At 67.2% G+C, this 12,791-nt stretch carries 9 protein-coding genes; 8 read left to right on the forward strand and 1 reads right to left on the reverse strand.

The genetic code is table 11. The features are described from left to right. The first annotated feature begins 78 nt into the window (after positions 1-78). The 6 genes from adhP (at position 79) to FFS20_RS12085 (ending at position 6,690) form a co-directional block, all read left to right on the forward strand. Positions 79-1,098: an alcohol dehydrogenase AdhP gene (gene adhP, locus FFS20_RS12060; protein WP_137826093.1), complete on the forward strand. Its 1,020-nt coding sequence runs from the start codon at positions 79-81 to the stop codon at positions 1,096-1,098. Between the two features lie 974 nt (positions 1,099-2,072). Next, on the forward strand, positions 2,073-2,606 hold the full coding sequence (gene rplJ, locus FFS20_RS12065; RefSeq protein ID WP_137826094.1) for a 50S ribosomal protein L10: 534 nt from the start codon (positions 2,073-2,075) through the stop codon (positions 2,604-2,606). Positions 2,607-2,663: 57 nt separating this feature from the next. Then, entirely contained in the window at positions 2,664-3,050 is a 387-nt protein-coding gene (gene rplL / locus FFS20_RS12070; RefSeq protein ID WP_137826095.1) for a 50S ribosomal protein L7/L12, read from the forward strand. A gap of 366 nt (positions 3,051-3,416) precedes the next feature. Next, on the forward strand, positions 3,417-4,667 hold the full coding sequence (locus tag FFS20_RS12075) for a hypothetical protein (protein ID WP_137826096.1): 1,251 nt from the start codon (positions 3,417-3,419) through the stop codon (positions 4,665-4,667). Beyond that, positions 4,664-5,536, forward strand: coding sequence for a hypothetical protein (locus tag FFS20_RS12080; protein WP_137826097.1), 873 nt, complete (start codon positions 4,664-4,666; stop codon positions 5,534-5,536). The genes FFS20_RS12075 and FFS20_RS12080 overlap by 4 nt, the downstream gene beginning before the upstream one ends. Further along, the gene (locus FFS20_RS12085) at positions 5,533-6,690 is read left to right on the forward strand and encodes an NAD-glutamate dehydrogenase (RefSeq protein WP_137826098.1); all 1,158 of its coding nucleotides are present in this window, start codon (positions 5,533-5,535) and stop codon (positions 6,688-6,690) included. Before FFS20_RS12080 ends, FFS20_RS12085 begins: the two co-directional genes overlap by 4 nt. Before the next feature lie 215 nt (positions 6,691-6,905). On the opposite strand, the gene FFS20_RS12090 is transcribed toward FFS20_RS12085, so the two are convergent. Then, on the reverse strand, positions 6,906-7,826 hold the full coding sequence (locus FFS20_RS12090; RefSeq protein WP_137826099.1) for an MBL fold metallo-hydrolase: 921 nt from the start codon (positions 7,824-7,826) through the stop codon (positions 6,906-6,908). Between the two features lie 104 nt (positions 7,827-7,930). On the opposite strand from FFS20_RS12090, the gene FFS20_RS12095 reads away from it, so the two are divergent. Together FFS20_RS12095 and rpoB are read left to right on the forward strand one after the other, a co-directional pair. Beyond that, entirely contained in the window at positions 7,931-9,058 is a 1,128-nt protein-coding gene (locus tag FFS20_RS12095) for a GNAT family N-acetyltransferase (RefSeq protein ID WP_137826100.1), read from the forward strand. Positions 9,059-9,280: 222 nt separating this feature from the next. Next, the gene (gene rpoB / locus FFS20_RS12100; RefSeq protein ID WP_137826101.1) at positions 9,281-12,760 is read left to right on the forward strand and encodes a DNA-directed RNA polymerase subunit beta; all 3,480 of its coding nucleotides are present in this window, start codon (positions 9,281-9,283) and stop codon (positions 12,758-12,760) included. Positions 12,761-12,791 lie beyond the last annotated feature (31 nt).

Below are 12,791 nucleotides of genomic sequence, written 5' to 3' on the forward strand. Positions count from 1 at the left end.
CCTGTGCTCCCGCGGCCCCTCAAGCCAAACCCCGGCACCACCTATCACCGCAAGACCATCACAACGAAGGAGTCGATGATGTCGGAAATGAAAGCAGCAGTCGTCGAAGGATTCGGCGAGGATCTCGTCGTCGGAGACAATACGATCCCCGAACCCGGGCCCGGTCAGGCGCTCGTCAAGCTCATCGCCTCGGGCGTGTGCCACACCGACCTCCACGCCGCGCACGGCGACTGGCCGATCAAACCGCAGCTCCCGCTCATCCCCGGCCACGAAGGGGTCGGGATCGTCGAGAAGGTCGGCGAGGGCGTCACCGAGGTCGAGGTCGGCCAGATCGTCGGCAACGCCTGGCTGTGGAGTGCGTGCGGCGTCTGCGAGTTCTGCCGGCAGGGCTGGGAGACCCTGTGCGAGTCCCAGGTCAACGGCGGCTACGGCATCGACGGGTCGTTCGGTGAGTACATGCTCGTCGACGAGAAGTTCGCCGCGGTCATCCCCGACGGCGCCGACCCCTACGAGATCGCCCCGGTCCTCTGCGCCGGCGTCACGGTCTACAAAGGACTCAAGCGCACCGAGGTCAAGCCCGGTCAGTGGGTCGTCATCTCCGGCATCGGCGGACTCGGGCACATCGCCGTGCAGTACGCCGTCGCGATGGGCATGCGCGTCGTCGCGGTCGACGTCGCCGATGACAAGCTCGCGCTGGCGAAGAAGCACGGCGCGGAGATCACTGTCAACGCGTTCGCCGAGGATCCCGCCGAGGTGATCCAGGAGAAGATCGGCGGCAGCCACGGAGTGCTCGTCACCGCCGTCCATCCGGCGGCGTTCGGCCAGGCGATCGGGATGACCCGCCGAGGCGGCACGATCGTCTTCAACGGCCTGCCGCCCGGTGACTTCCCGGCCCCGATCTTCGACATCGTGCTCAAGGGCCTGACGATCCGCGGCTCGATCGTCGGCACTCGCCAGGACATGGTCGAAGCTCTCGAGTTCTATGCCGCCGGCAAGATCCACCCGACGTACACGAAGCGCCCGCTCGAGGACATCAACGCGATCTTCGACGAGATGATCCATGCGAAGATCGACGGTCGCGTCGTCATCGAGTTCTGAGCCGCCGAGGCGGTTCCGCCGCGGCGACGAGCGTGGCCGGTGGGCGAACGCTTGTGCTCGGTGAGGCGGGCGTTTCGCTCGTCGAGGCGTGAGTCTCGCGTGCCGAAGCGCGAGTCCGCTCGTCGAAGCGTCGGTGCCGCGTGCCGGAGCGTTGATCTCTCACGCCGCGGCGTCCCCAATCAGCCGTGGCCCCGTTGTCAGTGACGGGGCCACGGTTCTTCTGCGCCGATCTTCGCGTTGGAGGCTGCATTTCGCGCGGCAAACGGCGCAGCGGCGGCCAGCACGCGAGTCCTCCCACCGTCGAGGCGGCAGTCCACGGCGCCGGACAGTTCGCGCCAATTGGGTCTGCGGTGCCTGCCTCGGGTTCGGCTCACTTCGGTGTCCAGGGCTCTGGTATTGAACTGAGCCCTCCGGCCCAGGGTGAGCCGGATCCCGGGCGAGGGGCGGTCGACGGCCTCAAGCGTGAACACGGGGCCCACCCACCACCTCGGTGCCGACCGCGGGGCCCTCGCACCACCTCGGCGAGGACCGCGGGGCCCACCCACCACCTCGACGAAGGCACATGTTGACCGAGCGCCACCTCGGCGAGGACCGCGGGGCCCACCCACCACCTCGGCGACCGACGGGGATTGGAACCGGACTGAGCTCCGCGGACCCGGCGCTCAGTGTGGGGGAGGAGCGGGACTGTGAGCAGGCTCTCCGCGCCGGCGAACGATCTCGATTGGACGGGGCGCAGTCGACCTCGGTAAGCTAGAACCACCGAAGACCGTCGGTCTCTGTGGGAAATCAAGAATCCGCCATCGGATGATTGTGCTCGCAGACGAAGACTCCGCAAGGAGTGACCCTCGCAGGTGAGCCAGAGATCCTTCTGAAGTGAGAACCCCGTTCTCAGCCTCGAAGCGTTTCGCGCCTATCTGCGTGGAGCGCTTTTTTCGTTGTCCGGACCAGACCGGCGCCTGTACGAAAGGAATACCATGGCGAGGCCAGACAAGGCAGCCGCAGTCGAGGAGCTCAAGCAGCAGTTTGAGAACTCCGACGCTGTATTGCTGACCGAGTACCGCGGTCTCACCGTCGCGCAGATGAAAGAACTGCGCGTCTCTCTTGGTGAGAACGTCAGCTACGCCGTGGTAAAGAATACGCTGACCAAGATTGCAGCCAAGGAAGCCGGCATCGCCGGTCTCGATGAGCTCCTCAACGGGCCCACCGCGATCGCGTTCGTCAACGGCGAACCGCCTGAGGCTGCCAAGGCTCTGCGTAACTTTGCCAAGGCGAATTCTCAGCTCGTCATCAAGGGTGGCTACTTCGACGGTGCCGCCCTGACCGCTGAGAATGTCAACCAGCTCGCCGACCTCGAATCCCGCGAAGTGCTGCTTGCAAAGGCAGCCGGTGCCATGAAGGCAAGCCTCCACCAGGCGGCTTACCTCTTCACCGCTCCGCTGGTCAAGGCCGCGCGCACCGTCGATGCTCTCCGCGAGAAGCAGGACTCCGCTCCTGCCGAAGACGCCTGAGCACCACCCCACAAACCCGGTCACCGCAGGTGACCACCACAGGAAGGATTGGCCACCATGGCTAAGCTCACCGCAGACGAGCTCATCGAAGCTTTCAAGGAGCTCACCCTCATCGAGCTCTCCGACTTCGTCAAGAAGTTCGAAGAGGAATTCGACGTCGAGGCTGCTGCCCCGGCCGCTGTCGCCGTTGCCGCTCCGGCAGCCGGTGGCGGAGAAGCCGCTGCTGAAGAGAAGACCGAATTCGACGTCATCCTCGAATCGGCCGGCGAGAAGAAGGTCCCCGTCATCAAGGAAGTTCGCGGGATCACCTCCCTCGGACTTAAGGAAGCCAAGGACCTCGTTGACAGCGCTCCCAAGGCTGTCCTCGAAGGCGCTTCGAAGGAAGACGCCGACAAGGCCAAGGAAGTCCTCGAGGCTGCCGGCGCCACCGTCACCATCAAGTGACTTCTCTTGCGGCAGTCTGACTGACCGCGGATCGCAGAACCCCGCAACCGGTAACGGCTGCGGGGTTCTTCGCGTCCGTCCCGCCGTTGCGCACCCTCGCCGCATTGAACCTGCGGACGCAGAGTGTCGATCTCGAGCGCGCTCATCGACACTCTGCGTCCGGAAGTCGTTGGGTCGGGCCTGCGCGCCGGTTTGCGCCAGTCCAGCGCCCGCCCGGCCATGCACCCGCTCGGCCCAGCACCGACCACGCCGCCCAGCACCCGCCCAGCATCGGCCCCGCCACTGACCCCAGCGCCGAGGCGATGGTGCCGATCCGCTACAACCCGACCGTCCCATTGCGGTCGGCCAGACCATAGGGTTGAGACCATGACGACGACCGAGCGCCTCGCGACGCAGCTGCGAGAGCGGATCCGCACTGCCTGGGAAACCGCCCCGTTGTTCATCGACCCCATCGTCGTTCCCGGCCTCACCGCCCGCCAGCGGGCCTCCCTCGAATCGGCCGTTGCCACCGCCGAGGAGTCGGGCATTCCGGTCTTCGTCGCCGTCACTCCTCCGACCTGGCTCGGAGCAGAGGAGGCCTGGTCGCGCTTCACCGCCGATCTCGCGTACTCGATGTTCGAGGGTTCGAACGCGGAGCAGGCCATCGTCGTCTTCGCGGAGACCGACGGCGGCGCGCGGCTGCTGTCCTACCTCGTCGACGACAACGGTCCGGCCGTCCCGCCCGGCATCGACGAACTGCCCCGCTCGGCCACCGACGATTTCCTGCCGCTCGAACTTGCGGTGCCGTATCACCTCGAGATCCTCGTCGCTGCGGCCACCGGCGCACCCCCGCCTCCGCCTATCGACTTCGATCCGGCGGACGCCGGGGAAGGAGGCAGCCGCGACTACATCGAGGCCACGGGACTCGACGATGCCAGTCCCGACACTCTGGTCCTCGCCGCGTCGGGTCTCGCCGCCCTGGGGCTGACCGCGTGGGTCCTCTCCCGGCGGGAGAGGTACGCGTGGAAAGCGCAGCTGACGACCGACCCTGAGCTCGTGCGCCGGCATCGTCTCATCCCCGCCGTCGAGAAGTCACAGGCGGAACTCCCCGTCCCGCAGAGCACCGACGATGAGGTCTGGGCCCTGCGCGATCGCGGACTCCGCATTCAGGAGGCGATCGCCGCGATCGTCGCCGCGCACCCCGACTGGGCCGAACACCCCGACCATTCCCACCGACAGGCGATCTTCGCCCTCACCCGCTCGGACAAGTGGGTGCGTTCGATGCTCGGTCGCCTCACGCTGCCTGCACCGGGAGACGCCGACGAGAGGAAGTCCTGCTACTTCTTCCCGGCCCATGCCAAACCGGTCACGAGCTATGCGATGAAGCAGGCCGGCACCGTGCTCACGGTCAATGCGTGCGCGACCTGCATCGCCGATCTCGAGGCCGGCCACGACCCCGTCTGCCTCATGGTGCCGAAGGACCCGAAGTCACCGCGGTCCCGCGCAGTTCCGTATTTCCAGCGTGACGACGCCTACGCGACCTCCGGATTCGGCAGCTTCGTCGACCTCGAGGTCGCGATCCTCGACTATGGGGTGCCGGGAGCGGCGAAGCGGGCGACGGCGGAGGACAGGTCATGACATCGACGAGCGCACCCCGGAACCTCTCCCGGACGAAGGACCGGACGCCCCTCATCGTGCGGCTCGCCGCGGCGATCGTCGTCTTCGCCGCCGTGACCGTCGGCGCCGCACTCGTCAGCGCCTCCCTCTTCGAGGAGGCCAAACAGGAGCGCATCGCCGTCGAGGACAGTGGGGAGATCATCGTCGACTCCGTCTATTCCGACCGCATCGCCAGCGGTCTCGACGCCGACTACGATCGCACCCCCTACCAGCAGATCGCCGCCGGATTCGCCGAAGATCCCGTCTATGTCGACGACTACGCGGCCTGGTCGGTCACCGATGCCGACCTCGAGGCGATCCGCTCCGAGGTCGAGGGTCTCGACGATCCGATCTTCGTCGCGTTCCTCACGACCTCCGACCTCGACGCCGCCGACGGTGACCTCGACCTCGCTGCCGCCAGGATCAGCCGCGAGCTGCCGACGCAGACAGGGACGGTGCTCACCTTCGACAGCATCCTCGAGGGCAGCGCGGAGAAGGGCATCGACCGGGAGGTCTACCGGCACCAGCCGGACACCGACTTCGACGAGACCGTCTCCGGCGAGGCTCTCGCCTGGGTGCGCGCGCTCAAGACCGTCACCCCCGACGAGCCGTACACCGACACGGAGTACGTCGCCGACCCCGGGAACGAACAGGACCCCCGCGACCTCGCCTACCACCCCGGGTCCGCGATCGCCGGAGCGACCATCGGTCTGGTCCTCGGTGCTGGTGCGGCCGCCGTCGCCGTGCCGCTCATCGTCTGGATCCGTCAGCGCAGGGCAGGGCAGTCGCCGTCGGGGATGACGAAACCCGCCGAGAACCGGGCGCGAACGAAGGAGGGGAACAGGCGATGAGCACAACACCCCAGCAGATCGCCGAGGCACTCAAGGCCGATCCGTTCTGGATCGATCCCGCCCTCGCCGACACCCTCAACCCGACGCTCATCGACAAGGCGAAGACGACCGTCGACGGACTCGACTTCCCTGTCTACGTCATCGCCGTCGATGCCGACCGCGTCGATCGTGAGCAGCTCGAGCAGATCAAGGTGTTCCACGGCGGTGAAGGCGCCTACGTGATGATCAACGGCACCGAGGACCTCGCCGTCGACGAGACGTTCGCCGACACGGCCGAAAAGCTCGAGGTCATGGACCAGAACCTCAACGCCTCCGACGACTGGAACTACTCCACGCCCTCGACGACGAAGCTCAACATCCTCCTCGGGTACTATGCCGACCCGCAGGAGCGCACCGACACCGAGGCGGTCACCGGGCAGAACGTGCCCGGCACCGAGGTCATCTATGACAGCGGATCCGGGTCGTTCGCGCCGCTCTTCCTCGGCGCGGCGATCCTCGTCCTCGCGCTCGTCATCGCCGGTGTGTGGCTGGCGAAGTCAGCGCGGGAGCGCAAGCAGGACCGCGAGCGGGAGCATGCCTTCACACTGCCGTCCCGGCTCCTCAACCGTGTCGACTCTCTCCAGCGCAATGCGCTGCGGGACTCCATCAGCGGCGAGACGGCCGAGCTCGCCGAATCGCTCGGGCGCCTGCAGACCGCCGACCTCGATGCTGCCGGTGCCGACCGGGTCGAGCGGGCCCTCGACGCCTACCAGATGGCCCGCCGCATCGTCGATGACGAGGCTGCGACGCGACTCGACCTCGCCGGCGCGATGGTCCTCATCCGGCAGGCCGGACATGAGATCGCCGAGGCGGGCCGCAGTCCGAGGAAGCGCGGGGTCCGCAGGTCGACCGTGCCGCAGAGCCTGTGTACGATCAATCCGCTCCACGGCGAAGCGCAGACGACGTCGCGCGTCGACGCCGACGGCCCGAGCGTGCGGGTGCCCGTGTGCCGGGCGTGCGGTGACGATCTGCGTGCCGGCCGCGAACTCCGGTGGATCTTCGACGGTGACACCCCCTACGTCGAGGGGAACAGCGTGTGGTCGCGCACGCTCTTCGGTGCGATCGGCGGCGATCTCGTCACCGCCCTCCACCGCGAGCGCCCCGACCGCGACTGAGCCGCACCCGAGCCGCCGGAGTTCCGGACGGCACACTCCACTCCACTCCTGTGCGCCAGAAGTTCCGGACGCGGAGTGTCGATATTGCTCGCGCGAATCGACACTTTGCGTCCTGGAGTCGCTGTGAGGGTCCGCCCCGCCGGCCCGGCCCGCACCGTCGCACCAGCCATCAGCCGCCCCCAGAAGCGCGCGCCGGCTCGCCGCCTCGCCGCGCCTCAGGTCTGGGGGAGCGTGATCTCCCTGGGGATCGTGCGGTCATGGTCACCGGGCATCGCACGGGAGGGCAGGGTCACCTCGGCGTCGGGCCCGTGCTCATGCTCCTGGGCCTCGTCCCAGGCGTCCTCATCGTCGGCGCCGAAGCCTCCGGTCGCCAGATCGGCGCCCTCGTACGGCTCATCGGCTCCCGGGCTCTGATTCGGCACCGACGCGAGCCGGAAGCCGTCGAGGTCGGCGACCTGCCGCTCGACGAACGCCCGGTCGACCGGCACCCCGTGTCCGGGGACGAAGACCGTCGCCTGCGGGAACGCGAGGAGGGCGTGGAGGCTCTCGACCCAGTGGCTCAGCGACGCGTCGCTGCCGGCCTGCGGGGGAGCGCCCTCCTCGATGAGGTCGCCGGTGAAGACGACACCTGACTCGGGGAGGCTGACGACGACGTCGGCCGTGGAGTGTCCGCCGAGCACGGAGAGTTCGACTAGGGCTTCGCCGAGGTCGATCGTCGTGGGCGACTCACCCGCCTCGGCGATGGGGGTGACCTCGACGAGGAGGTCGCCGGGATCCTCGGGCAGCTCCCGGGTGAACGCGGCGGTGTCGGGATTCGACCGCAGCGCGTCGAGGGCGATCCACGTGCTCGCGGCCTGGTCCGCGGCGAACGCGGGGGAGGCGAAGACCCGGTCGATGCCGGCGTCGACGAGGGCCGCCGCACCGAGGTAGTGGTCCCAATGATCATGGGTGATGACGAGGTCGATGGGATTGGCGACGCCGTTGGCCTCGCGGCTGATCTCGGCCGCACGCGCGGCAAGCGCACCTGCCGCCGTGGGGCCGGGGCCGGCGTCGACGATGAGACTGCGATCGGCGCCGGTGATGATCCCGCAGTTGACGGCGGCCGGGTCGAAGGTGAGCACGGTGATGGTCGTCATGGGCACAGTCTAGGACCGGTCGGACGCCGCGAGCGGGAGGCGGTGGAATAGGATCGCTGATGCGGGGCGGCGTCCCCGCTCACCGACCACGGACAAGGAGATCGATGGAGATCACCCGCATCCTCGCAGGAACCCTGCCCGCTGAGCGGATCGACGCGACCGTCGCCGAGGTGGTCGCCTTCGACCGGATCATCAACGCCGACTCCGGGATGGGCGAGGATTTCGATCCGTTGCCCGCGGAGGTGCGGAAGCGACTGACCCAGCCGACCGACTACACGACGAACGAGTTCTGGCTCGGCCGCCTCGGCGGACGGATCGTCGCGAAGGGCATCGCCTATCTCGATCTCAAGGACAACCTCAACGGCGCGGAGATCCATGTCTCCGTCCACCCCGAGCACCGGCGGCGGGGACTCGGCGGCGAGCTCCTCGGCGTTGTCGAGGCGGATCTGCGCGCGGACGGGCGGACCCGGCTGACGAGCTTCAACGAGGTTCCCGCGACCGTGGTTGCCGCGGATCTTCGGGGTGCGCGGATCGCGGCGGCCTCCGGGGCCGGGTCGCTTCCGGCGGACCTGGCTGATGTCGCGTTCGCCCGCGCTCACGGGTACTCGCTGCGGCAGATCGAGAGGTGCGCGATCGCCCGACTCCGGCCACCGGAGCACGATGGTGCTGCCGAACCTGACGACGGCTATGAGATCCTCACCTGGTCGGGGCCGGTGCCCGAGGAGCACCTCGACGCGCTCGCCGTCGTCCATCGGGCGATGTCGACGGACATACCGGGGGCCGCCGACCTCGAAGAGGAGGAGTTCTGGGATGCCGAGCGCGTGCGTGCGCTCGATCGGCAGCGCGCGGACGCGGGGGAGCGGATGCACACCGCCCTTGCCGTGCGGCGCCCCGGCCGGCGCGACGCCGATCCCACCGATCACGGGACGCCCCCGGAGTATGAAATCGCCGGATACACCGAGGTGGCCCATTTCGACGACCGCCCTGCCGTCGCCTCGCAGGGTGGGACCCTCGTGCTGCGCGATCACCGCGGGCACGGGCTCGGGGCGAGGCTCAAGCAGGCCAACCATGCGCAGCTGCTGCGGTCGAGTCCGGTTGAGCGCGTTTACACGTGGAATGCCGTGGAGAACGCCTGGATGCTCGCGATCAATGACCGGGCTGGCTTCGCGACGTTCGCATGGACCGGAGTGTGGAAGAAGGAGCTGCCGGCGACCGCCTCGGCGGGGGAGTGAACCACGCGGAAAGAATGCTTGCGTGACTTGACCGAATGCTATAAGCTTGATATTTGCGTTGCTGTGCCTGTGGCGTGCCTTCATATAGCGGGGGGCAGGTCAGTTCCACTCCAGTGAACCACGTTGTCGCCCGGTGTCGAAATCGACACACCCGGGGATCGGCAGCCGGTGAGCGAGTGGGGTAGCGACGTATCAATTGGTGAAGCACTCGGAAGGATCCCATTGGCCGCCGCCAACGATAACACCAGGACCGCTAATCCCCCCAAGAGAATCTCATTCGCGAAGATCCGCGAACCGCTTGAGGTTCCCGACCTGCTCGGACTCCAGACCGACAGCTTCGACTGGCTCATCGGATCGGAAGCGTGGCAGGACCGCGTCGCCGAAGCCATCGAAATCGGAGACGACTCCGTCGCGACCACGTCCGGTCTCGAGGACATCTTCGAAGAGATCTCACCGATCGAGGACTTCGGTGGATCGATGTCGCTGTCGTTCCGTGAGCACAGGTTCGAAGCTCCCAAGTACTCGATCGACGAGTGCAAGGAACGCGACATGACCTACTCGGCGCCGCTCTACGTGACCGCTGAGTTCATGAACAACAACACCGGCGAGATCAAGAGCCAGACCGTCTTCATGGGCGACTTCCCGCTCATGACCGACAAGGGCACGTTCATCGTCAACGGCACCGAGCGCGTCGTCGTCTCGCAGCTCGTCCGCTCGCCCGGCGCCTACTTCGAGTCGAGCGTCGACAAGACCACGGACAAGGACATCTTCTCCGCGAAGATCATCCCCTCCCGCGGTGCCTGGCTCGAGTTCGAGGTCGACAAGCGCGACCAGGTCGGCGTCCGCCTCGACCGCAAGCGCAAGCAGTCGGTCACCGTCCTGCTCAAGGCCCTCGGCTGGACCGAGTCGAAGATCCTCGAGGAGTTCGGCGAGTTCGAGTCGATCCGCGAGACCCTCGCGAAGGACACCGTCTCGACGCAGGAAGAGGCCCTGCTCGACATCTACAAGAAGCTGCGTCCGGCAGAGCCGGCGACCGCCGAGGCCGCCCGCAACCTGCTCAACAACCTCTACTTCAACCCGAAGCGCTACGACCTGGCCAAGGTCGGCCGCTACAAGGTCAACCGCAAGCTCGGCGTCGACGCTCCGCTGTCGGATTCCGTGCTCTCCGTCGACGACGTCGTCGCCACCATCCGCTACCTCGTCTCGCTCCACGCCGGTGTCGAGACGACGAAGGGTGTGCGCGACGGCGAGGAGATCGAGCTGCGCGTCAAGCTCGACGACATCGACCACTTCGGCAACCGCCGCATCCGCGCGGTCGGCGAGCTCATCGAGAACCAGGTCCGCACGGGTCTGTCCCGCATGGAGCGCGTCGTGCGCGAGCGCATGACGACCCAGGACGTCGAGGCGATCACGCCGCAGACGCTCATCAACATCCGTCCCGTCGTGGCCGCGATCAAGGAGTTCTTCGGAACCTCGCAGCTGTCGCAGTTCATGGATCAGAACAACCCGCTCGCGGGTCTGACCCACAAGCGCCGCCTCTCGGCGCTGGGCCCCGGTGGTCTCTCCCGCGACCGCGCGGCGATGGAAGTCCGTGACGTCCACCCGTCGCACTACGGCCGCATGTGCCCGATCGAGACCCCCGAGGGTCCGAACATCGGCCTCATCGGCTCGCTCGCCTCGTACGCGCGGATCAACCCGTTCGGCTTCATCGAGACCCCGTACCGCAAGGTCGTCGACGGTGTCGTCACCGACGAGACCGAGTACCTCACCGCCGATGACGAGCTCGACTACAACATCGCGCAGGCCAACGCTCCGCTGACCGACGATCAGCGCTTCGCGGAAGAGGAAGTCCTCGCCCGTCCGAAGGGCGGCGGCGGCGAAGCCGAGCTCGTGCTCCGCGACCAGATCGACTTCATGGACGTCTCCGCACGTCAGATGGTGTCGGTCGCCTCGGCGCTCATCCCGTTCCTCGAGCACGACGACGCCAACCGCGCCCTCATGGGTGCGAACATGCAGCGTCAGGCCGTGCCGCTGGTCATGTCCGAGGCTCCCGTCGTGGGCACCGGCATGGAGTACCGCGCCGCGGTCGACGCCGGTGACGTCATCGTCGCCGAGAAGTCGGGCGTCGTCACCGAGGTGTCGGCTGACTTCGTCACCGTCCTCGCCGACGACGGCACGCAGCAGACCTACCGGGCCTCGAAGTTCAAGCGCTCGAACCACGGCACGTCGTACAACCAGCGCATCATCGTCGACGAGGGAGACCGCGTCGAGGTCGGTGCGGTGCTCGCCGACGGACCCTCGACCGAGGGCGGAGAGATGGCTCTCGGCAAGAACCTCCTCGTCGCGTTCATGTCGTGGGAGGGCTACAACTTCGAGGATGCGATCATCCTCTCGCAGCGCCTGGTCCAGGACGACGTCCTCTCCTCGATCCACATCGAGGAGCATGAGGTCGACGCCCGCGACACGAAGCTCGGCGCCGAGGAGATCACCCGGGACATCCCGAACATCTCGCCCGACGCTCTGGCCGACCTCGACGATCGCGGCATCATCCGCATCGGCGCCGAGGTCACCGACGGCGACATCCTCGTCGGCAAGGTCACCCCGAAGGGCGAGACCGAGCTGACCCCGGAGGAGCGTCTGCTCCGGGCGATCTTCGGTGAGAAGTCCCGTGAGGTCCGCGACACCTCGCTGCGCGTGCCCCACGGCGAGATCGGCACCGTCATCGGTGTGCGCGTCTTCGACCGTGAGGACGACGACGAGCTCTCGCCCGGCGTCAACCAGATGGTCCGCGTCTACGTCGCCCAGCGACGCAAGATCACGATCGGTGACAAGATGGCCGGCCGCCACGGCAACAAGGGCGTCATCTCGACGATCCTGCCGGTCGAGGACATGCCGTTCCTCGCCGACGGCACCCCCGTCGACGTCATCCTCAACCCGCACGGTGTTCCGCGTCGTATGAACATCGGACAGGTCTTCGAGATCCACCTCGGATGGATCTCCAAGCAGGGGTGGAAGATCGAGGGCAGCCCCGAGTGGGCCGAGGAGCTTCCGCAGCTCGCCCGCGAAGCCGAGCCGGGCACCAACCTGGCCACCCCGGTCTTCGACGGTGCGCACGAGCAGGAGCTGCGCGGACTGCTCGACGCGACGACCCCGAACCGCGACGGAGATCGACTCATCGACTCCTCGGGCAAGGCCCAGCTGTTCGACGGTCGCTCCGGTGAGCCGTTCCCGTACCCGATCTCCGTCGGATACATGTACATGCTCAAGCTCCACCACCTCGTCGACGACAAGATCCACGCGCGCTCGACCGGTCCGTACTCGATGATCACCCAGCAGCCGCTGGGCGGTAAGGCGCAGTTCGGCGGTCAGCGCTTCGGTGAGATGGAAGTGTGGGCCCTCGAGGCCTACGGTGCGGCGTACACGCTGCAGGAGCTGCTGACCATCAAGTCCGATGACATCCCGGGCCGTGTCAAGGTCTACGAAGCCATCGTCAAGGGTGAGAACCTGCCCGATCCGGGAATCCCCGAGTCGTTCAAGGTCCTCATCAAGGAGATGCAGTCGCTGTGCCTCAACGTCGAAGTCCTGTCGTCCGACGGCGGCCAGGTCGAGATGCGCGACTCGGAGGACGAGGTCTACCGGGCAGCTGAAGAGCTCGGCATCGACCTGTCCTACCGCGAAGCCCAGACCGTAGAAGAAGTCTGAGCACTTCCACTTCAACCGACACAGATTTTCG

Origin of the sequence: Brevibacterium sp. 2SA (assembly GCF_005502845.1) — a bacterium.
Classification (GTDB): Bacteria; Actinomycetota; Actinomycetes; order Actinomycetales; family Brevibacteriaceae; genus Brevibacterium.

Excerpts from the sequence above, each read along its gene's own strand:
- FFS20_RS12095 (WP_137826100.1), top strand. The coding sequence starts at position 7,931 with ATGGAGATCACCCGCATCCTCGCAGGAACCCTGCCCGCTGAGCGGATC.
- rplJ (WP_137826094.1), top strand. The coding sequence starts at position 2,073 with ATGGCGAGGCCAGACAAGGCAGCCGCAGTCGAGGAGCTCAAGCAGCAG.
- adhP (WP_137826093.1), top strand. The coding sequence starts at position 79 with ATGTCGGAAATGAAAGCAGCAGTCGTCGAAGGATTCGGCGAGGATCTC.
- FFS20_RS12075 (WP_137826096.1), top strand. The coding sequence starts at position 3,417 with ATGACGACGACCGAGCGCCTCGCGACGCAGCTGCGAGAGCGGATCCGC.
- FFS20_RS12085 (WP_137826098.1), top strand. The coding sequence starts at position 5,533 with ATGAGCACAACACCCCAGCAGATCGCCGAGGCACTCAAGGCCGATCCG.
- rplL (WP_137826095.1), top strand. The coding sequence starts at position 2,664 with ATGGCTAAGCTCACCGCAGACGAGCTCATCGAAGCTTTCAAGGAGCTC.
- FFS20_RS12090 (WP_137826099.1), bottom strand. The coding sequence starts at position 7,826 with ATGACGACCATCACCGTGCTCACCTTCGACCCGGCCGCCGTCAACTGC.
- FFS20_RS12080 (WP_137826097.1), top strand. The coding sequence starts at position 4,664 with ATGACATCGACGAGCGCACCCCGGAACCTCTCCCGGACGAAGGACCGG.